This is a genomic window from Campylobacter suis (genome assembly GCF_905120475.1).
GTDB classification, from domain to species: domain Bacteria; phylum Campylobacterota; class Campylobacteria; order Campylobacterales; family Campylobacteraceae; genus Campylobacter_A; species Campylobacter_A suis.
The window spans coordinates 38,149-58,803 of the sequence record NZ_CAJHOE010000003.1 but is presented as its reverse complement, the minus strand read 5'-3'; the positions used below and the strand labels follow the sequence as shown (position 1 = coordinate 58,803).

At 39.2% G+C, this 20,655-nt stretch carries 28 protein-coding genes; 11 read left to right on the top strand and 17 right to left on the bottom strand.

The genetic code is table 11. The features are described 5' to 3' along the window. Positions 1-86 precede the first annotated feature (86 nt). The 6 genes from LQV35_RS06535 to LQV35_RS06510 all read right to left on the bottom strand — a co-directional run bounded on the left by LQV35_RS06535 (position 87) and on the right by LQV35_RS06510 (position 4,960). Entirely contained in the window at positions 87-656 is a 570-nt protein-coding gene (locus LQV35_RS06535; protein ID WP_230057074.1) for a ComF family protein, read from the bottom strand. Then, positions 653-1,198 carry a YajG family lipoprotein gene (locus LQV35_RS06530; RefSeq protein WP_230057073.1) on the bottom strand — a complete coding sequence of 182 codons (546 nt, stop codon included), beginning with the start codon at positions 1,196-1,198 and terminating at the stop codon, positions 653-655. The genes LQV35_RS06535 and LQV35_RS06530 overlap by 4 nt, the downstream gene beginning before the upstream one ends. A gap of 9 nt (positions 1,199-1,207) precedes the next feature. Beyond that, positions 1,208-1,921 (bottom strand): hypothetical protein, encoded by a 714-nt coding sequence (locus LQV35_RS06525; RefSeq protein WP_230057072.1) that lies wholly within the window; start codon positions 1,919-1,921, stop codon positions 1,208-1,210. 68 nt (positions 1,922-1,989) lie between these two features. Continuing rightward, complete coding sequence (locus LQV35_RS06520; RefSeq protein ID WP_230057071.1) at positions 1,990-2,208, bottom strand: tautomerase family protein; 219 nt, start codon at positions 2,206-2,208, stop codon at positions 1,990-1,992. 19 nt (positions 2,209-2,227) lie between these two features. Beyond that, entirely contained in the window at positions 2,228-4,018 is a 1,791-nt protein-coding gene (gene lepA / locus LQV35_RS06515; RefSeq protein WP_230057070.1) for a translation elongation factor 4, read from the bottom strand. A gap of 72 nt (positions 4,019-4,090) precedes the next feature. Next, on the bottom strand, positions 4,091-4,960 hold the full coding sequence (locus tag LQV35_RS06510) for an ABC transporter six-transmembrane domain-containing protein (RefSeq protein ID WP_230057069.1): 870 nt from the start codon (positions 4,958-4,960) through the stop codon (positions 4,091-4,093). Between the two features lie 154 nt (positions 4,961-5,114). Between LQV35_RS06510 and LQV35_RS06505 the strand changes: the two genes are divergently transcribed. From LQV35_RS06505 to LQV35_RS06495, 3 genes are read left to right on the top strand one after another with little or no spacing between them, the layout of a single operon-like run. After that, positions 5,115-5,750: an NAD(P)-dependent oxidoreductase gene (locus LQV35_RS06505; RefSeq protein WP_230057068.1), complete on the top strand. Its 636-nt coding sequence runs from the start codon at positions 5,115-5,117 to the stop codon at positions 5,748-5,750. A 9-nt stretch (positions 5,751-5,759) separates the two neighbouring features. After that, positions 5,760-6,131, top strand: a complete 372-nt coding sequence (locus LQV35_RS06500) for a cupin domain-containing protein (RefSeq protein ID WP_230057067.1) — start codon at positions 5,760-5,762, stop codon at positions 6,129-6,131. 18 nt (positions 6,132-6,149) lie between these two features. Further along, entirely contained in the window at positions 6,150-6,560 is a 411-nt protein-coding gene (locus LQV35_RS06495) for an Rrf2 family transcriptional regulator (protein ID WP_230057066.1), read from the top strand. A gap of 25 nt (positions 6,561-6,585) precedes the next feature. Here the strand turns inward: LQV35_RS06495 and LQV35_RS06490 are convergent, their stop codons facing one another. Further along, positions 6,586-8,652, bottom strand: coding sequence for a TonB-dependent receptor domain-containing protein (locus LQV35_RS06490; RefSeq protein ID WP_230057065.1), 2,067 nt, complete (start codon positions 8,650-8,652; stop codon positions 6,586-6,588). Positions 8,653-8,842: 190 nt separating this feature from the next. Between LQV35_RS06490 and exbB the strand changes: the two genes are divergently transcribed. From exbB to LQV35_RS06450, 8 genes are all read left to right on the top strand, one after another. After that, complete coding sequence (gene exbB / locus LQV35_RS06485) at positions 8,843-9,268, top strand: TonB-system energizer ExbB (protein WP_230057064.1); 426 nt, start codon at positions 8,843-8,845, stop codon at positions 9,266-9,268. Beyond that, positions 9,258-9,641, top strand: coding sequence for a TonB system transport protein ExbD (gene exbD, locus LQV35_RS06480; protein ID WP_230057063.1), 384 nt, complete (start codon positions 9,258-9,260; stop codon positions 9,639-9,641). Before exbB ends, exbD begins: the two co-directional genes overlap by 11 nt. After that, entirely contained in the window at positions 9,607-10,377 is a 771-nt protein-coding gene (locus tag LQV35_RS06475; RefSeq protein ID WP_230057062.1) for an energy transducer TonB, read from the top strand. Before exbD ends, LQV35_RS06475 begins: the two co-directional genes overlap by 35 nt. Before the next feature lie 168 nt (positions 10,378-10,545). Beyond that, positions 10,546-10,857: a DUF2325 domain-containing protein gene (locus tag LQV35_RS06470; RefSeq protein WP_230057061.1), complete on the top strand. Its 312-nt coding sequence runs from the start codon at positions 10,546-10,548 to the stop codon at positions 10,855-10,857. Between the two features lie 3 nt (positions 10,858-10,860). Continuing rightward, positions 10,861-11,583, top strand: coding sequence for a hypothetical protein (locus LQV35_RS06465; RefSeq protein ID WP_230057060.1), 723 nt, complete (start codon positions 10,861-10,863; stop codon positions 11,581-11,583). A gap of 2 nt (positions 11,584-11,585) precedes the next feature. After that, positions 11,586-12,077, top strand: coding sequence for a flavodoxin FldA (gene fldA, locus LQV35_RS06460; RefSeq protein ID WP_230057059.1), 492 nt, complete (start codon positions 11,586-11,588; stop codon positions 12,075-12,077). Between the two features lie 102 nt (positions 12,078-12,179). Continuing rightward, a complete protein-coding gene (locus LQV35_RS06455; protein ID WP_230057058.1) occupies positions 12,180-12,446 on the top strand; it encodes an ACT domain-containing protein in 267 nt (88 codons plus the stop codon). Between the two features lie 9 nt (positions 12,447-12,455). Beyond that, positions 12,456-13,793, top strand: a complete 1,338-nt coding sequence (locus tag LQV35_RS06450) for a PFL family protein (protein WP_230057057.1) — start codon at positions 12,456-12,458, stop codon at positions 13,791-13,793. 40 nt (positions 13,794-13,833) lie between these two features. Here LQV35_RS06450 and LQV35_RS06445 read toward each other — a convergent pair whose 3' ends face one another. From LQV35_RS06445 to LQV35_RS06400, 10 genes are all read right to left on the bottom strand, one after another. Beyond that, complete coding sequence (locus LQV35_RS06445; RefSeq protein WP_230057056.1) at positions 13,834-14,409, bottom strand: nitroreductase family protein; 576 nt, start codon at positions 14,407-14,409, stop codon at positions 13,834-13,836. A gap of 111 nt (positions 14,410-14,520) precedes the next feature. Next, positions 14,521-15,090 carry a nitroreductase family protein gene (locus LQV35_RS06440; protein ID WP_230057055.1) on the bottom strand — a complete coding sequence of 190 codons (570 nt, stop codon included), beginning with the start codon at positions 15,088-15,090 and terminating at the stop codon, positions 14,521-14,523. A gap of 34 nt (positions 15,091-15,124) precedes the next feature. Further along, positions 15,125-15,436, bottom strand: a complete 312-nt coding sequence (locus tag LQV35_RS06435) for a cupin domain-containing protein (protein ID WP_230057054.1) — start codon at positions 15,434-15,436, stop codon at positions 15,125-15,127. A 19-nt stretch (positions 15,437-15,455) separates the two neighbouring features. Next, positions 15,456-16,001 carry a glutathione peroxidase gene (locus LQV35_RS06430; RefSeq protein ID WP_230057053.1) on the bottom strand — a complete coding sequence of 182 codons (546 nt, stop codon included), beginning with the start codon at positions 15,999-16,001 and terminating at the stop codon, positions 15,456-15,458. Between the two features lie 9 nt (positions 16,002-16,010). After that, entirely contained in the window at positions 16,011-16,184 is a 174-nt protein-coding gene (locus LQV35_RS06425; RefSeq protein WP_230057052.1) for a hypothetical protein, read from the bottom strand. Positions 16,185-16,330: 146 nt separating this feature from the next. Beyond that, positions 16,331-17,398 (bottom strand): HAMP domain-containing sensor histidine kinase, encoded by a 1,068-nt coding sequence (locus LQV35_RS06420; protein WP_230057051.1) that lies wholly within the window; start codon positions 17,396-17,398, stop codon positions 16,331-16,333. Continuing rightward, positions 17,352-18,074, bottom strand: a complete 723-nt coding sequence (locus LQV35_RS06415) for a response regulator transcription factor (RefSeq protein ID WP_230057050.1) — start codon at positions 18,072-18,074, stop codon at positions 17,352-17,354. The genes LQV35_RS06420 and LQV35_RS06415 overlap by 47 nt, the downstream gene beginning before the upstream one ends. A gap of 1 nt (position 18,075) precedes the next feature. Then, on the bottom strand, positions 18,076-18,945 hold the full coding sequence (gene ypfJ / locus LQV35_RS06410; protein WP_230057049.1) for a KPN_02809 family neutral zinc metallopeptidase: 870 nt from the start codon (positions 18,943-18,945) through the stop codon (positions 18,076-18,078). Positions 18,946-19,004: 59 nt separating this feature from the next. Continuing rightward, a complete protein-coding gene (mnmA, locus tag LQV35_RS06405) occupies positions 19,005-20,024 on the bottom strand; it encodes a tRNA 2-thiouridine(34) synthase MnmA (RefSeq protein WP_230057048.1) in 1,020 nt (339 codons plus the stop codon). A 43-nt stretch (positions 20,025-20,067) separates the two neighbouring features. After that, on the bottom strand, positions 20,068-20,652 hold the full coding sequence (locus tag LQV35_RS06400) for an LOG family protein (protein ID WP_230057047.1): 585 nt from the start codon (positions 20,650-20,652) through the stop codon (positions 20,068-20,070). Positions 20,653-20,655 lie beyond the last annotated feature (3 nt).

Sequence of the window (20,655 nt, the reverse complement as noted above, 5' to 3'; positions counted from 1 at the left end):
CTGCATAGATTTTAGCTAAATTTTGATAAAAACTTGCTAAGAGTTAGTTTTTTAATTTAATTTTTACTAAAATTTCTTTTTAAATTTTAATATCTTGCATCAGACAAAGCAAGCGCAAAAGCAACTTCAAAACCAAAGCTCTCAAGTGTCTTTTTAGCTTCAAGCAAAGTCGTACCAGTAGTTATAATGTCATCAACCAATATAACAGGATAAGATGGTGACTTTAGTAGTTTGAAATTTCTAGGATTTGCTTCTCGAAATTTTAGCTCTTGTCCGCTGTAACTTACGCTTGAAGTAGCATGCAAGGCACTAAAAATAGGCTTTATAAATTTAGAACGCAAAGCACGAGCTAAGATAGCTGTATGTGAGTATCCGCTTTTATTTTTATCGTCAATAGGTATGGCATTTAGGGTAAAATTTGGATTAAACTCACTTGCAAATTTTGCAAAACTTAGTTTGGCAAGGTGTTTTAAGGCAAACCCACCTTGCATTTTGTGTTTTGCATGGATAAATCTTTTTATATCAGAATAATCATAAAAAGTATAGACTTTAAGATCTGCGATCTGCCTAAAACTCAGGTCAAAGTCTTGGAAATTTCTGGCGCATTGACCGCATATAAAACTTAGGCTAAAACACTCACAGCCAAAACACCTCAAAGCGATATAAGTCCGTCTGCAACGCGTTTTACCATATCGTCTATCATCGTTTTTAATATCGGAGAAAACGCACTTCCAGTTCGTATAAGCTCAAATTTCGTCTGATTATCAGCAAAATTTTTAGTTATCGTCTCACTGCCACGAATTGCATTTAGTACTACTTTGATACTTGCTTTTGTATTATCGCTTGCATAACCACTCATATTTGCTTTAAACTCAGTGATATTTATATTCGCAACTATCGTATTTTCACCGCCACCACTTACGCCACGAGAATGAAGCTCATTTAAAAGGGCATTTTTAAAATATGTCGCAACATCGGTATTTAAAACGACATATTCGCTTATCTCTCCACTTGTGCTAGTTATCGTAGCGATGACATCTTTATTGGTTCGCATATCATTTACGCTAGCTATTACAATGGCTTTTTTAGCACTCTTAGCGCTTTGTGAAGGCACATACTCTTTTAATGCTATAAAAGTCTGTTTTGTAGAACATCCTGCAAAAAATACAAAGGCTAAGATAAGTAGTAAATTTTTCATCATTTTCCTTTAAAGTTTTGAAATTTCATCAGCGACATTTATGGCAAGTTGCTTAACCAAAAGCGCAACAAAAAAGTCAAAGTCATTAGAGTCGCTCGCCTTAAGCTTTTCAACAACTTGGCGGGTATTTATTTTTTTCTGGCGTTTAAGATTTATATTTGAAAGGCTAAACTCACCGTTAATACTACCAGAAAGATACTCAGCCGATCTATCATAATCGCCCTTTAAACCATAAAATTTAAAATCAAGCCTATATGTATATGGCGATGTCTGCGTATCTACCACTACTATACCTCGGCTATTTAGCTCATGCTCTAAGAACATATAAAAAAGTACTTCAAGGCGTGGATTTGAGTTAAAGACCGTTTGTGTGCCATTTTTGCGTGTGTAAACGATACTTCTAGCGCTCTTTCTCTCATCTGTAAAACGATGAAAATATACCTTCTTAAGCCCAATATTTGTATCTATCATGTTTTTTTCAAGACAGCATTTTAGTGCACCATTTTGACCGTAGCCAGCGCCATTTATAAAGACTTTACTACCATCTTTTGAACAAAGCGAGCAGTCATTTTCTACCTCAATAACATGAGTAAAAAGTATTTTATTATGAGCATCTACTCGCATACCTTCATCTCCGCATGCATCACAAAACATACTCTTTATGCTTGAGCAACCAACAAATGCCATCATAACAATAGATAAAAGTAAAATTTTAATCTTCATAAATCTCCTTTTAAAACCGCTTATAAAAACCAAATTCTAGCCTAAAATTTAAAATTTCAAGCTAAATTTTAGTCCTTTTTTAAAGTTTTTGTACGGATTTTAGCCACGCTTTTTCCGCCAATAGCATAATCATCTGGATTTATCTCATCAATAATTACAACCGCATTTTTGCCACTGCGACCTAAAACTCGTTCAAAAAGCTCGGTAACTCCACTTGCAAGCTGCTCTTTTTGCTCTTGTGTTGGCTCGCCGTTTTCTTTTGTGACTCTGATATTTATATAAGGCATAAGCTTCCTTTAAGACCCATTAATCAATCTTAAGCACCGACAAAAACGCCTCTTGCGGTAAATTTACCTTGCCGATGGCCTTCATGCGTTTTTTGCCCTCTTTTTGCTTTTCAAGCAGTTTTCGCTTTCTTGTTATATCGCCACCATAGCATTTTGCAGTTACATTTTTACCCATTGATTTAACCGTTTCGCGCGCTATGACTTTATTTCCTATACTAGCTTGTATCGCCACTTCAAAAAGCTGTCTTGGCACTATCTCTTTCATCGCCTTGACAAAATCCCTACCTTTTGTCGTGGCTTTGCTCTCTGGCACTATGATAGAAAGGGCATCGACTATCTCGCCAGCCACCCTAACATCAAGCTTCACAAGGTCTCCTATGCGATACTCACTTGGCTCATAGTCAAAGCTCGCATAGCCTTTTGTGGCTGATTTTAGCTTATCATAAAAGTCCATAACTATCTCATTCATCGGTATGTCATATTCTAGTAAAACTCGCTCGGGCGTGATGTAGTCCATCTTTGTTTGAACACCGCGTCTATTATTTAAAAGCGTTATGATGTTACCTAAAAACTCACTTGGAGTTATGATTGTTGATTTCACATAAGGCTCTTTGATATGCTCTATTTTATTTACGGCTGGCAGTTCGCTTGGGTTTTGTATGCGTAAAATTTTACCATCGGTTAGCACTACTTCATATGTTACGGTCGGTGCAGTGGCGATGAGATCAAGGTCAAACTCACGCTCCAAACGCTCCTTTACAACCTCCATATGAAGTAGTCCCAAAAAGCCAACGCGAAAGCCAAATCCAAGTGCGATCGAAGTCTCTGGCTCATAGCTTATCGAGCTGTCATTTAGTTTTAGCTTATCAAGTGCGTCGCGTAAATCTTCAAATTTATCCGTTTCTATCGGGTAAAGTCCCGCAAAAACAAACGGCTTTGCCCGCTCAAAGCCACCCACTGGCTCTTTTGTTGGAGATTTTGCTAGGGTTATGGTGTCGCCCACTTGAACATCACTTACATTTTTAAGTCCAAGCACGACTACGCCAACCTCCCCAGCATTTATAACTGGTGTTTTTATCGGAGCTATCGGGTTTGGATACATAAGGTCTAAAACTGTATGTTTTTTGCCCGTTCCCATGACCAGAATTTCATCATTTTTTGAAATTTTACCATCATAGACGCGCACAAGAGCCAAAGCACCTAAATAGTTGTCAAACCAGCTATCATAAATGAGTGCTTTTGTCGGGGCATTTTCTTGCGATACTGGGGCTGGGATACGCTGTGTTATGGCTTCTAAAAGCTCTTTTATGCCGATACCACTTTTTGCACTAACTTCCAAAGCATTTGCACAATCAAGTCCGATGATATGCTCTATCTCATCTTTTACACGCTGCGGGTCTGCTGCTGGTAGGTCGATTTTATTTATGACGGGGATTATTTCTAGGTTGTTTTCAAGTGCTATATAGACATTCGCGATGGTCTGTGCTTCCACCCCTTGGCTAGCATCCACGACTAGCAAAGCCCCCTCGCAACTTGCAAGCGAGCGAGATACTTCGTAGCTAAAATCCACATGCCCCGGTGTGTCGATTAAATTTAATACATAATTCTCGCCACCATTTGTATAGTTTAGCCTCACGCTTTGAGCTTTTATCGTGATACCACGCTCTTTTTCGATATCCATCGTATCCATGATCTGCGAGCTCATCTCTCTGTCTGACACAGCTCCGCACTCTTGTATAAGCCTATCTGCGAGCGTACTTTTGCCGTGATCGATGTGAGCGATAATGCTAAAATTTCTTATGTTTTTCATACTTAGTTTTACTTTGATTTAAATTTTTAGTGCTAAATATTGCCTAAATTTCATTTAAAATCTAATTAATACTCATAAAGTATCACTGCCGATCTCGACATTAACGCGTTTTGTGATGTCTTTTAGTTTGCTAAACTCCTCAACCAATCTTGGTGCGTCATCAAGGCTTATAAGCAAGGTCCAAAGATATGTCAAAACCGAGTAGATATGTCCGGCACTAGCGTTTTGAAGCGATAGAGTGATGATGGCTAGGCCAAACAGCAACGCTCCCACAATGCCGATAATGAAAAAGCTAGTTGCTTCACGATTTGAAATTTTAACCCTTATCATCGAAAGTAGCCCGTAGTGCCTTTTTAGCGTGATCTCATCGCTGTTTGTTATGCGACTCGCTTCTTTTTCGATTTGATTATTTAGCTTTAAGTATAGATGATCGTTTTTTGATACATATTTTGGTAAAAGCAGTGCAAGAATAACAAGCAATACTAATGCCGCCAAACCCACGTAAAACTCGACAAACAAAAGCATAACAGCCGAGCCAAATATCGAGATAACAGAAGTAAAAAGCACAGGGAAGTGGTTTTCAAAGAAATTTACAAGCTCCCTTGATAAACTAGCACGTGCGATGATGGTTGAGTTGTCCTTTTTAATGGCTTTTTCGTTCATTATGACCTTCACGGCTAAATCAGCATAAATCCTTGTAAATACCTGCGTATCCACACGCCTTCTCATCGCCCCTATGCCCCAGCCCACAAAGACGATAAGGGCGTATATCATCGCAAGCATTGTTTGCCCCTTAGTGATAGCATCTATGGCGATACCAGCGATGATGGGATAGACTAGAAACAGCCCATTTTCGGCCATAACTAAGCTAAATGTGAGTGATAATTTTTTTAAATTTTGACTTGCGATTAGTTTGAGTGTTTTAAATGTTTGATTTTGCATTTTTATCCTTATTTTGGAGCTGTATTTTACATTTCACAAGAATAAAAGTCAAATTTTAGTTGTAAGGCTTGACATTACAACTAAAATTTGTTATACTTCGCTCATAAGTTGTAATGAAAATATTTACAACTAAATTTATCCCAAAGGAACAAAGATGAAAAACATAGCGATAATCGGCGCAAACGGCAACGCAGGTAGCAAGCTCGTAGATGAGGCGCTGCTTCAAGGATACAAAGTAACAGCTATCGTGCGAAACAAAAAGTATAAAAACGACAAAACTGAAGTGCTTTATAAGGACATTATGAGCTTGCAAAAGGATGATGTGGCAAAATTTGACGCTGTTATCACGGCATTTGGCACTTGGAGCGAGGAGACTAGACACCTTCACACTGACGCCCTTTTGCACCTTGCAGACTTGCTAAGTGACACACCTACTCGCCTTTTAGTCGTGGGTGGTGCGGGTAGCTTATACACTGATGAGAGCCTTACGACACAGCTTATTGATACTCCTGAGTTCCCAGATGAGTATAAGCCAACGGCAAGTGCTATGGCAAAGGGACTTAGCGAGCTTAGAAAGAGAAGCGATGTGAAGTGGAGCTATCTATCTCCAGCGGCTGAGTTTGAGCCTGATCTGCCTCGCACGGGAGAGTACGTGCTTGGCGGTGAGGTATTTAGCCTAAACTCGCGCGGAGAGAGCGTGATAAGCTATGCAGACTACGCGATAGCCATGATAGATGAGATAAAAAATGAGAAATTTATACAAAAGCGTTTTAGTGTAAATTCAAAATAAGGAGAAAAAATGTCAAACTACAAGATGGTAAATATCAAAAACCAGCCAAGAGTGGAGCTAAAAGAGCTCCTTGGACTAAGTGGCTGTGAAATTTCTATAAATGAGCTAGTAGCAAACGCTAGCGTGCCGTTTGTGCATTCACACAAGCAAAATGAAGAGGTTTATGTCGTGCTTGAAGGAAGCGGTCTGCTTTATATAGATGGCGATGAGATAGAGCTAAAAAAGGGCGATGTAGTGCGTATAGATCCGAAAGGGCAAAGGTGCTTTAAGGCATCAAATGATGGTATAAAATTTCTTTGCGTTCAGGCAAAAGCTGGCAGTTTAGAGCAATTTACAATGAGTGATGGTATAATAGATGAAGTAAAACCAAGCTGGTTGTAATTTAAAACTAGGAAAATAATGCAAGTCGGACAGAAATTTAGCATAGCCGTTCATATACTTTTGAGCGCGCAGTATTTTAAAGATGAGAAAAATACGAGTGAGTTTTTAGCTGATACCGTGGGGACAAATCCCGTGATAGTGCGCCAAATCATCGCACTTTTAAAATCATCCGGTCTTATCATCACTCGAGCTGGCGTGGGCGGCATAAGCCTGGCTAGAAGTGCGAGCAAGATCTCTTTGCTAGATATTTTTAAGGCTGTAAATGGTAGTGAAAATTTGTTTAAAATTCACGAAAACTCGCCCCCCGCATGTCCGCTAGGTGCTCAGATAGAGGGGCTTTTAAGAGAGCATTTTGACAGTGCTTCAAATGCCCTTTTTGCTCATCTAAGCTCTATAAGCTTGCAAAATTTGCTTAGCGAGCTAGAGTGATAGGGCGTAAAATACGCCCTAAGAATTAAAATTTATAAGAAACATTTACTTTGAAGTTTCTACCAGCTTCCCAGTCGATACTTGTAGTATCTCCTGTGTATTGTGCTGTTCTTTGTGAGTGTGAAGCGTAAGCTTTATCAAAGATATTATAAACACCAGCATTTATCTCAAGCCCTTTAAAGCGACCGGAGGTTGGCATATATGTAGCGTAAATATCACTTACTGCATAGCTTGGTATTTTTATATTTTTACCTGTTACATCATCAGCTGAGGTTGTATTTTTAGATTTAAAAAATAGCAAACTATATCCTAAAAGTAAATCAGCTTGTGGTATGGTGTATTCGGCGTTAAATGTATATTTATCACCCTGATCGCGGTAACCTATGATATTTGATGTTAGATAGTTATTTCCATTTTTAGTTCTATCATGGTATTTTACTTTTTGATGAGTATATCCAGCTGCAAGGCTTAGATCATCAACATATAGTCTAGCAAAAAGCTCTACGCCATCTATCGTAGCGCTACCAGCATTTATCCTGCAAAGAGTATCAGTCAAACCATTAGGGCATCCAACTACTCCAGCTTTTGCATTATTATCAACTATTAAGTTTTTATATTTTGTGTTAAAGTATTTTGCTACTAAGCTAAGTGATGAGTTTTCTGAAAATTCGGTTTTATATCTACCACCTATCTCATAAGCATTGCCGGTAGTTGCTTTTAAATTTTCATTTGCAAGCCAGTTATAAACAGTAATTTTATTACCGCGCTTAACTTGTCCAGCCGCCATCATACTCTCCATAACATCAGGTCCTCTAAATACCCTTGCGTAACTAGCAAATGCGCTAAAGCCCCAGCCTATGTTATAATCAAGCGCAAGAGCTGGACTAACCTCATCAAATTTGTATTTGTATCCGCTTAAATTCCCAGCTTGTCCATTGTATGTTTTTAGCTCATGTCTTTCGTATCTTACGCCAGGTGTTATAGTTAGGTTGCTATATTTTATGGCATCTTCAAGGTATAGTGAGTAGTTATTTGCTTTTTCAGGTGTTATATTACCAGGTTTTACAAAGTTTTCACTATGATAGTAATCAAAGCCGTATCTTAGAGTATGGGCAAAGTCGCCAGTTTCAAATTTTGACTTTGCGCCTATTTTAGCACCAGTTGTTTCAACGCCCCATTTTATACCAGTATTAGTTGAGCCGATACGCTGATGTTTTGTGTGATATATGGTGCTATCTAGTTCGAAATTTTCACTTGGAGTGTAGGTGTATTTTATAGTATGGGTATCACGTTCATACTTTCTATTATCATATCCATTTACTACACCTCTTTTTGGGTCCACTGTTGGATCGTATCCAAATTCGGCTTTAAGTGGGTATGTTCCTTTGTATTGCATATGCTCAGTAGAAAGTGAAATTTTATGAGCATCTAAAAAACTATATCCAACTTTGAAAAGGTAATTTATATCATTGCCATTTCCGCCTATTACTTTATTATTGCCTGATTTACCAAAATCATATCCGTAGTGTTTAAATGCTGCAAGTAGATCCAGACTATCAAATGCACGACCGTAGATCATAGCTGATTGAGAAAAGCCTTCGTTGTTGCTAGTGTAGCCCATCTTTAGCTTAGCGCCGATATCTTGTCCGTCTTCAAGTAAGTCACTCGCATCAACAGTCTTAAACGCTACAGAGCCACCAAGTGCGCCAGAACCATTTACGACTGATTTTGCACCTACTTCCATTTCGACTGCTTTGATAAGATCAGGATCGATTAACAAGTCAGCATTGTGGTGAAAAGTATTGCCGTTTTGTTTAGCACCATCTATCGTGATATTTAGACCACGATCACTCACGCCACGCATATAAATTTTTTGATTCATTCCGTTTGTGCCACCGACATAAACGCCCGGTACATCACGCATGACATCTTTTACAAGTCCTGCGTTTCTTGTAGTGATCTTGATATCATTTACATCACTAGCACCAGTTGTACTCACTTCTATACTATCTAGCGAAACATCGTTCGCACCAAAAGCAACACTTGTAAAAAGTGTAGCGATGAGTGAAATTTTAATAGTCTTAAAACCCACTTGAACTCCTTAAAATGAAAATTATTATTAAATAAGGGATGAATTATATCTATTTGATTATTATTTTCATCTTAAATTGTTAAATTTTAACAAATTTTTAATATTCTTAGAAATTTTACAAATATTTTATTGACTTCTATTATCATTATAAGATATAATGGCGCAAAATTTTAAAATTCTAAGGATATTTATGGAATTTCTTAAACATAATGTTGACTACATCATCATAGCCATTCTTGGACTTATGAGTTTTTTGGTTGTTTGGTATGCGATAGAGCGAGCTATATACTACTCAAAAGTCGATATAAACGCATTTAAAAATATCGAATCCTTACACGAGGCACTCACTAAAAATTTGACAACTCTATACATAATATACTCAAATGCCCCATATATCGGACTTTTAGGCACAGTTGCTGGCATTATGATAACATTTTATGACATGGGTATGAGTGGTGGTATAGATACAAAAAGTATCATGCTTGGCTTATCGCTTGCGCTTAAAGCAACAGCTTTTGGTCTTCTTGTTGCTATCCCAACCCTAATGATATACAACGGACTCTCAAGAAAGGCAGAGGTGCTTTTAAACAGATACAAGGCTACTCATGAAAGTTGATAAAAAAGATGGACTAAATGTCGTTCCTTTTATCGACATTATGCTTGTTTTGCTAGCGATAGTCCTATCTATCTCTACCTTTATCGCACAGGGCAAAATTCAAGTCGATCTGCCAAGTGCCGACTCCGCTTCAAAAGAGCAAAAAGATGAGAAAAAAGTCGTAATTATCATTGATAAAGATAATAAAATTTTTATCGATGATGCTATCGTAGCAGATGAAGAACTAAAAACACAACTTTTAAATATCGACAAAACAACACTTATAGAACTTAAGAGTGATAAAGAGAGTAAATTTCAAAGTTTTGTCAAAGTTATAGATATTCTCAAAGAAAAAGGACATGAAAATTTTGCGATCACAACAGTCACTGACTAAAGTATCAAATAGTAGCGGCTTTATAGTTTCATTTTTGTTGCACTCTGGACTTTTGGTGGCACTATTTTATGCGCCTCCATTTTTAGAGATAAAGCCATCGGATGATAAAATTTTAAAGATAAATTTAAACACATTTAAGCCCATCACAGCACCAATTTTTGCGCCAGAGCCGGCCATTGCACCGCCAGCTCCGCCTCCACCAGAACCAACCCCGCCAGAGCCTCCAGTAGTAAAACCACCAGAGCCTACGCCACCTCCTATGCCTAAGCCAGAACCTAAACCTAAACCCAAACAAAAGCCTAAGCCTGCACCAAAACCAAAACCAGCTGAACCAGAAAAAGTAGTTCAAACACCGCCAGCTCCTATACCACCAGCACCAACCGCGACATCCACTAATCCTACTGTCGCCACAAAGGTAGCAGCTGCACCAACGATAGGCGAATACAATATGCAAAGCTCTGCTGGAGATAAAAATTTTGAACAAATCCGTCGTGCTCTTATAAAACATCACAAGTATCCTAAAAATGCTATAAAAATGCGAAAACAAGGCATTTGTGAAGTGCGTTTTGTGCTTAAATCAAGTGGAGATGTTACAAATATAGAGGTTATAAACTCATCTGGCACACAAATACTTGATGAGTCAGCCATGCAGACTGTAAAGCGTGCATCAGCCGACTTTCCAAAACTTCCAAACGATATAAGAGTAAAAATCCCTATCACATTTAAATTAAATTAACTAGCCAAATTTTTGGCTAGTTTTGCTATGCATTTTTAAAAAGTTTAATAAAAATAATACACAAAAATTTTATTTTTATGATAATAACTATCATAACTAAGTAAAAATTTAGCTTTATTATTTTATAATAACAAATATCAAAATAATAAACACAATCAGGAGAACAAGATGTCAGTATTAGTCATTGGTGCGGACGAGATAACACCGATAAAAGCGGTTTTGCACGATTTAGGGGCGCAAAAGATAGAGCACTGGGATGCACGAAACGAAAACCGTGTAAATCGCAAGCCTATCCCACAAGATACAGGGTGTGTTGTGATGCTAACAAGCTTTCTTAACCACAACACTATGAAAACCATAAAAACACAAGCCAAAAAGCGCAACATACCTATCGTTTGTGCGAAAAGAAGTGTTAGCTGCGTATTTTGCGAGTATTGTAAAGTCTTTGGGCTAGACAAGGAATTTGGATGCAAAGCTTAACCGATGAACTATGGACACTCATTAGATATTGGCGAAATAACTCCAAATATTTTCAAAAAACTTAGTCCAGTTAAAAAAACTTACAACTTTTTGGTTTTATACAACAGTTGCGTTGATGAGAGCGTGCAAATTTCGCTCTCTTTTTCAAAATTTGGCTCTATAAAAAGTGCTTTTTTAACTAGATTAAATCAGCTTTTAGAGATAAATTTACTCAAAAATACAAAACCGACCACTCTTTGTTTGGCTTCAAATGCGCTAATTGAGTGCTACAAAAGTAAAAATTTCACAAATATAAATAAAATAGTTTCCAATCCAAAACATCCAGCTGCAAAATTTATCCAAATGCTATACAAAAATGGTGAATTTGAGCTAATTTTTGATGCTGATTTTATGTTTTCTCAGTTTGTTTATGGTAAAATTGCTCGGAAGCATTTTGATAAAAATCTCTATTTTCAAGATGGCATAATAACTATCGAAAGCAACGGCAAAAAACACCTTAGCGTGTTGCCTAGTTTTAAAGAATTTAGCCCTGAAAATAGCCAAAAGCTAGCACCTGAAATTTCTCGTGCAGCCAGCTTTTTACAAAGTAGCGAATGTGAGAGTTTATATGTTGTATTACCCCGCCATAGCGAGTTTTGCAGACATATCGAGGTTAGGCATAGTCAATGCGAAAAGTGCATAAAACTTGTGCCTTATACGATTAATAATATAATATTAAAAGGATAAAAATGATAGGTATTATCTTTGGCAGCAGTATGGGAAACACTGAAGAGGCTGCTCAGTTTTTAGGCGAAAATTTAGGTCTAGAAAATGAAGTTTTAAATGTTTGCGATGTAAACCCAGCAAAAATCAATAGCTACGACAAGCTAATCCTTGGCACATCAACCTGGGGCAGTGGAGACTTGCAAGATGATTGGGATGCTTTTGACTTTGAGGCACTAAATTTAAGTGGCAAAACGGTTGCGGTTTTTGGCATGGGTGATAGCCAAAGCTACTCTGACGAGTATTGCAATGGTATGGCAAAACTATATGATGCAGTCATAAAAGCTGGAGCAAAAGTAGTTGGCAGTGTTTCAACTGATGGTTACAACTTTGATAGCTCAGATAGCGTAAGAGACGGCAAATTTGTAGGTCTTGCGCTTGATGCAGACAATGAAAGCGAAAAGACAGAAGAGCGCATAACAAACTGGATAGAGCAGATAAAACCAATTTTTGCATAAATTTAAGGGGCTAAAGCCCCTATTTTTCTAAATTTCTTAACAACACAAACTCCCTTAAACAAAACTATGATACAATCCTTAAAATTTACAATAGGAGTAAACATGAAAGCAATCGTAACTGTCATAGGCAAAGATGCCACAGGTATAGTAGCAGGAGTGGCTACAAAACTAGCCGAGCTAGAACTAAATATCGATGATATTAGCCAGACTGTTCTTGATGGATATTTTACAATGATGGCAGTGGTTTCATCTGAGAAACAGCTCGACTTTACGGCGCTTCGCAGTGAACTTGAAACACACGGAGCAAATTTAAATGTAAAGATAAATATCCAAAGTGCTGCCATTTTCGATGCTATGCACAACATTTAAGGGGCTAAAATGGACATTAAACAAGTGACTGAAACGATAGCAATGATCGAGGAACAAAATTTTGATGTGCGAACAATCACGATGGGTATCTCGCTACTTGATTGTATCGATAGCGACAGCGACAAGGCATGTGAAAAAATTTACGCCAAAATCACCAGCAGTGCGGCAAATCTAGTCCGTGTCGGCAACGAGATCTCAGCAGAGCTTGGCATACCCATCGTAAATAAACGCATATCCGTAACTCCTATCGCCATCATCGCCGCGGCAACCGATGAGAAAGACTACATAAAATTTGCCAAAACGCTTGATAGAGCAGCACACGATGTGGGAGTTGATTTCATCGGTGGCTTTTCGGCTTTGGTACAAAAAGGCTACACAAAGGGCGATGAAATTTTGATAAACTCTATCCCAGACGCCCTAGCCCAAACGAGCAAAGTCTGCGCCTCGGTAAATGTGGGCTCCACAAAAACCGGCATAAATATGACGGCTGTGCGTGATATGGGACGGGTGATCAAGCAAACAGCGACAGCGTCCAAACTAGGGGCGGCAAAGCTTGTGGTGTTTGCAAATGCAGTCGAGGATAATCCTTTCATGGCAGGTGCCTTTCACGGCGTAGGCGAGGCTGATGTGGTGATAAATGTCGGTGTTTCAGGACCCGGAGTGGTAAAACGTGCACTTGAGAAGGTGCGGGGCGAGAGCTTTGATGTCGTGGCTGAAACGGTGAAAAAAACGGCGTTTAAGATAACTCGTATCGGTCAGCTCGTGGGGCAAATGGCTAGCGAGCGACTTGGGGTGAAATTTGGCATAGTCGATCTTAGCCTAGCGCCAACTCCAGCCGTGGGCGACTCGGTGGCAAGGGTGCTTGAGGAGATGGGGCTTGAAACAGTCGGCACTCACGGCACAACGGCTGCACTCGCACTGCTAAATGACGCGGTCAAAAAGGGTGGCGTGATGGCGTGTAATCAAGTCGGCGGTCTAAGCGGGGCGTTTATACCGGTGTCTGAGGACGAGGGCATGATAGCCGCGGTGCAAAGTGGATCGTTAAATTTAGAAAAGCTAGAGGCTATGACTGCGATTTGCTCAGTTGGACTTGATATGATCGCCATACCAGCCGATACGCCAGAAGCGACGATTTCGGCAATGATAGCTGATGAAGCGGCAATTGGCGTGATAAATCAAAAAACAACCGCCGTGCGAATCATCCCGCTTGGTAAAGAGGGCGATATGATCGAGTTTGGCGGACTTTTAGGCACGGCACCTGTAATGAGTGTAAATAAAAACTCATCTGATGACTTCATCGCTCGTGGCGGACAGATCCCAGCCCCGATACATAGCTTTAAGAACTAAAATTTAACAAAAGGCGTGAGTTTTACACGCCTTGTTTTAGCTAAATATAGCTTATTTGATAATGCTCTTTTTTAGGTGTGCGTGGGCAAAACTCAGCGTCGCTCTTGCCAAGCACGATAGAGCAAAGTGGCGAGTAGCCATCAGGGATACCAGCCTTTTTAGCAAGTTCTGGCTCATCAAAAAGCGTAACAACAACTGTGTTTATAAGGCACGAGCTAAGACCCAAAGACGCGGCACGAAGCTGCATATTTTGCATGACAGAGCCCATCGCCCAATATACATTTCTATGTATATTTTCAAGCTTTAAAAACTCAAATCCCTTTGGCAACTCATCTACCAATTTCCCAGAGATTAGTATATAAACGGGTGCGTCATAAAGCGTGTTTTTCACACCAAGCATATCAAGCGTAGCACCAAATTTTCGCGATGCCGCCGCGTCAAGCTCAGCCAAAAGCTTTTTATCAGTAATGACACTGATGTGTGCGTCCTTTGTCGTAAAAAGTGCAGGTGCAAGATATCCAGCCTCCAAAACCGCCTCTATCTCCTCAGAGCTTGGCATTTCATCGCTAAATTTACGCATACTTTGGCGTTTTTGCATAGCTTCAAGTAGCTTCATTTTCTCTCCTTTTAAATTTCTAGCATTATAGTGTAATTTAAATTTTGCTTTACTTAAAATTTTAACTTATCACCACAACCATCACGCCCTATCTTAAGGATAAATTTATGCTTAAACAAAGCTTACTAGATAGTTATCTTTTTGCCCTTCACGCACTTTATATGGCGTCTTGCTCTTGCCGATCACCACAGATGTTAGCGGCGTGTAGCCATCTGGTATGCCTATCTTTTGCGATAGTTCTTTATCGTGTATAAGCCCCGCAACAGTGCCATTTACAGGGCAACTCGCAAGTCCAAGATCAGTCGCTCTAAGCTGGATATTTTGCACCATCGTGCCTATCGTCCAAGCTAAGCTTCGGTTGCAAAAATCAAGATCGATCGCCTCCTTAAACGCCTCTGGCACTTCGCTTACAAGCGGTGCTGAGATCACGATATAAACGGGTGCGTTGTATAAAACACTGCTGATATTTAGCGGTTTTCCGTATCTGCTAACGCCAAGCTCATCAAGCTGTTTTAAGACCGCTTTATCGGTAATAACGCCAATGTGGGTATTTTTGCTCATAAACACGACTGGAGCATGATAAATTGCCTCCAAAATCGCGTCAATCTCCGCCTTACTTGGCACATAATCTGTAAAATCACGCAAACTTGTGCGTTTTTGCATAGCCTCTACTAAATTCATTCTCTCTCTTTAATACTCGCCGTCATTTAGATCTTTACATAATCATCTTTGCATATCCCGCGTGAAGTGTGATCTGATGAAGTGTATCAGCCGGGATTATGTATGTATCGCCCTTTTTATAGGTTTTGCACTCGCCATTTATCTCAAGTGTGCAAGAGCCTGACAAAACACTTGTAAATTGTGCTTTATGACTATGGCGAGGAAATTTCACCTCTTTTTGCGCTTTAACAAAATAAATCGTTCCGCTTGGCGTATGCTCCCTATGCACAAAAAGCCCATCTATGCCGTAATCCACGCCTTTTACTTTTTTAACAAAATCCGGAAAATCAAAACCCTCACCCATCATCACATACCCTTTAAATTTATCAAATCAAGCTTTTTATACACTCTTTAATCTTTGCAAACTCAGCCGTCGGCTCAAATCTAGCCACAACTTCGCCGTTTCTATCTACGATAAATTTCGTAAAGTTCCACTTCACGCCATCGCCTTGTAAGATTTCTGGGAAATTTTCAGCTAGAGCGGTTTTAAGCTTTTGCGAGAGCGGATGAGTCTCATCAAAGCCCTTAAATCCTTGCTTTTGTGTCAAATATTTAAAAAGCTCTATGGAATTTTCGCCCCTAACATCGCCCTTTTTAAACAGCTCAAATGTCACACCAAAATTTAACTGGCAGTTTTTAGCGATATTTTCATCATCATCTGGCTCTTGCCCCGCAAAGTTATCGCTCGGAAAGCCAAGCACACAAAGCCCAGCGTCTTTAAACTCTTGATTTAGCCCTTCAAGCTGTGAGTACTGATCGGTAAAACCACATTTACTAGCAGTATTTGCCACCAAAAGTACCTTACCGCGGTACTCGCCAAGACTCTTGCATTCGCCCTTATTTGTCAAAACATTTATGTCATAAATACTCATTTTTCTCTCCTAAAATAATACGCTAACAACGTAAGTTGTCAAAAGCACACAAGTAACTAGCGTGCAACTAAAATGTATCGCCCTTGCTTTTTTATGCTCCATGCTCTTTTGCCTTGACATCCATATACCGCTTAGCCAAGTGACAAGATAGCTAACAAATAGCACAATAAGAAGTGTGTTCATTTTTTATCCTTTTAGTATGATTTTTAAAAATTAAAATAAAATCGCAGTTGCCAAACAGCCCCACAAAAGGGCCATTATGCCAAAAAGTGTGTGAGAAATTTTAGTTTGCACTTGCCATCCTTTATCGTTTGATAGGCAAATTATATCTAGCTTTTGTGTCCTGAATGTGTCTTTTTTGGTATTTTCAAAATAAACTGAGTGCCAAGTTTTTGCTCACTTTTTACATCTATTTTTACGCCTAAAAGCTGTGAAATTTTAGCCACTATGCTAAGCCCTAGTCCGCTGCCAAGATCTGAGTGTGACTCCTCGCATTGATAAAATCTATCAAAAATTTTATCGATTTTATCAGCCTCTATGTCGATACCGTGATCTTTTATGATAACCTCTATCTCGTTTTTTTCTGCCCTACAAGAGATCTCTATGAGCTTATCTTCAGGTGAGTATTTTATGGCGTTTTCTATCAAATTTTGCCAAATTTGCGCTAAAAGTGGAGTGTTGCTTAGCGTGTTTGCCTTGTTTAAGCTTAGCACGAACTCACGGTTTGGATACTTTTGCGTGAGAAGTATCACGCTAGATCTTAGCTGTTCATCGACTTGCACCGCCTCATCGAGCTTTACGATGCTGGAGTTATCAAGCCTTGCTAGTTTTAGCAAGTCCTCGCAAAGGCGGTTTAATCGGTTTGCTTCTTTGTTTATAAGAGCGGCGTAGTGGGCGTTTTGTGCGGGGTTTTCAAGCATTAGCTCACTAAGTCCAGCGATACTGAAAATCGGCGTTTTGATCTCGTGCGAGACATTTGAGATGAACTCTTTTTGTAAGTTTTGATTAAGCTCTAGGTGCTGTGCCATCTTGTTTAAATTTACGATGACCTCGTCTAGCTCGTGCATATAGACATAGTTGCTTAGATTTTTATGCACTTTTCGCTCAGCCCTTGCGCTAAAATCGCCGTTTGCCACGGCATCTATCGTGTCTTTTATGCGTTTTATGGGTCTGATTAGAAATTTCATACCAAAATAAAGCAGAGTAAAATTTAGCCCAACCGCCAAAATACAGCTTAAAACGCTAAGCAAAAGTGCGCTATAAAAGCTCAAATCCTTGCCAAAAATATGATAAAAAATCCCCCAAATTATAAGGCACGAGATCACACTAAAAAAGCCAAAAGCAAGCGAGCTAAACGCCGCTACATAGGTTTTTAAGCTCACATAATACTTTCTCATCACGCCTCTTTTTTACCGCTTTATAGCCAAGCCCACGCACCGTTGCTATCTCAAAGTCGCTGTTTTTTTCAAATTTTGCGCGAAGTTTTTTGATGTGAGTATCGACTACTCGCTCATCGCTGTCACTTTCAAATCCCCAAATTTCTTGCATTATCTCAAAGCGAGTGAAAATTTTACCCTCGTTTGAAAGCAGTAAAAATAAAAGATAAAACTCCTTTGGTGCAAGCTCGATTTTTACGCCGTTTTCGCTCACGCTAAGTGCGTTAAAGTCAAGCTTCGTGCTGCCCATCACAAGCTCTTTTTCATTTGCGATTTTTGCCCTTCTTAGCAAGGCATTTACCCGCAAAACCAGCTCTTTTAAATTTATAGGTTTACTCATGTAATCATCAGCGCCGCTACCAAAGCCCGTTTGCATGTCCTCTATCTCGCTTTTTGCGGTAATCATTAAAATCGGCTTATTTTTTTCATATTTTCGTATCTCACGGCTAAGCTCAAAGCCATCCATTTGTGGCATCATCACATCAGTTATGACTAGATCAAAATGAGAGCTTTCAAGTGCGTTAAGTGCTTTTTTGCCGTTGTTTGCGACACTTACATTAAAGCCTTCAAGACGTAGTTTATCGTGTATCATCGTGCTTAAAATTTCATCATCTTCAACGAGTAAAATGTTAAACATCTTAAAACGCACAAGCCTCGATTTTACCGCTTAAAAAGCCCTTTTTAAACCACTCCATACGTTGTTTTGAACTACCATGAGTAAAAGAGTCAGGCACTACATGACCTTGGAATTTTCGTTGTAAAGTATCATCGCCTATGGCACTTGCGGCATTTAAAGCCTCATTAATATCGCCATCCTCAAGCCGAGAATTTACATGCTTAGCCCAAATTCCAGCATAGCAATCAGCCTGAAGCTCAACACGAACCTGAAGAGCATTTTGCTCGATAGCGTTATTAGAGCGTGCTTTAAGTTTATTAATCCTATCCAAAGTACCGCTTAAATTTTGCACATGATGACCTATCTCATGAGCGATGACATAAGCTTGTGCAAAGTCGCCATCAGCCTTATGCACCTTGGCAAGCTCATCAAAAAAACCAAGATCTAGATATACTTTATGATCTGCTGGACAATAAAATGGTCCACTCTGAGAGCTTGCAAATCCACAAGCACTTCTAACTTGATCCCTAAAAACAACCAAATTTGGCTGCGAATAAGTTGCTCCGTGCTCTTGAAAAATTTTACCCCACACATCTTCTGTTTGAGCTAAGACCGCGGACACAAAGGCAAAATTTTCCTTTTCTTGTTCATTTTGGGTAGCCTGAATATTGGCTGTGGGGTGTGAGGTATCAAGGTTTAAAAGAGCAAGCGGGTTATACCCCATAAAATACGCTACTACACCCAAACCAAGTACGACACGACCGATATTTGAGCCTAGCAAAAAACGGATGATTGGCAAAAGTGAGCCGATACGACCAGACCTTGAGCCAAATCCCCCACCAGCACGCCTATCTTCAATATTTGAGCTTCGTCTGCTATCTTGCCATCTCATCGCTTTACTCCTTAAAATTTAAAGCATTTTAGCGATTTTATAAAAATTTTAAGCTTAAGCTATACTATAAATCCGCTGGCTATCACTCGATCGCCATCATACATCACACACATTTGACCTGCCGCAACACCAAAAACTGCTGTATAAAGTGTTAAAACCGCTGTATTATCCGACTTATTAACTTTTACAATAGCGCCAGTTTTTGGGCTTCGGTAGCGAATTTTAGCCTCGCATTCAAACTGGATATCATCTATGAACATATTTACATCTTTTAATTTAACTTCACGCTGACTCAAGTCATCTTTTGAGCCCACTACGATCTCATTTTTTGCTGCGTCTATCTTTAAAACAAAGTGCGGATCGTGTGCTCCAAAAACTTCAAAACCACGGCGTTTGCCTATAGTGTAGTGCATATATCCTTGATGACGCCCTATAACATTACCGTTTTTATCTACAACATTTCCTGGCAAATTTGTATCATAATGCTTTTGTAAAACTTGTATATAAGTATCTTCAACAAAGCAAATTTCGCTACTTTCAGCCTGGGTACCAAACTCGCTTAGCACAGGTATAGCCTTTGCCATCTCTTTAATGTCTTTTTTAAATTTATCGCCAAGCGGAAATATCATATCATTTAAGACATCTTTTGGAACCTGTGCTAAAAAGTAGCTTTGATCTTTACTGGGGTCAACAGCAGATGTTATAAAACCATCGATTATTTGTACATAGTGTCCAGTAGCAAGCTTTTGACAACCCTGCTCTTTGGCAAAATTTAAGAGTGCTCCAAGCTTTATAAATCGGTTGCAAAGCGCACATGGGTTTGGAGTGATACCCTCTTTATAAAATTTTACAAATGGGTCATATACAAATTCATTAAATTTATCTTGCAAATCAAGGATATGAACTTTTATCCCAAGATATTCGCCAACCTTTTTTACTTTGCGTATATTCTCTTCGTGATAACCAGGCTTTGAGTGTAGCTTCATATAGCAACCCTCTATCTCATGCCCTTGCTCTTGTAAAATTTTTGCGGTCATAGTGCTATCAACACCACCACTTAATGCTACCATTATCTTCATCGTAAATCCTTCGTAAAAAAAGGACAAATTATATCTTTAAATTTTAAATACGCAAAATTTCACTCACTATAAGCTCGACATCATCGGTGATAGTATAAAATTTCACATCATCTTTGCTGATCAATTTTTCATCTATTAAAGTAGTTTTTATAAACTCATCCAATGGCTTCCAAAACTGCTCGCCAACAAGAAAAATTTTTGCATCTTTCATGCCGGTTTGCACAAGTACTAGTACCTCAAAAAGCTCATCAAGAGTCCCAAAACCTCCAGCAAAAACAACAAAAGCCACTGAACGCTCTATAAGTGCAAATTTTCGAGGAGAAAAATTTGTAAATAAAAACGAGTGAGTCGCATAAGGATTTGTGGCTTGCTCAAATGGTAGCCGTATGTTAAAAGCCACACTTGGTGCACCGCCTTCGCTTGCGCCCATATTTGCCGCACCCATTACACCATCTCCTCCGCCAGTAAGCACCGCTATGCCGTTTTCGCTAAGCTTTTTTGCAACTTCACGAGCCTTTTGGCAGTGAAAACTATCAAACTCAAGCCTAGCTGAGCCAAAAAGTGTTACAGCTTTATTTTCAAAATTTGCAGCCTGCCTAAAACTTCTAAATTCCTCCAAAAACTGCAAATT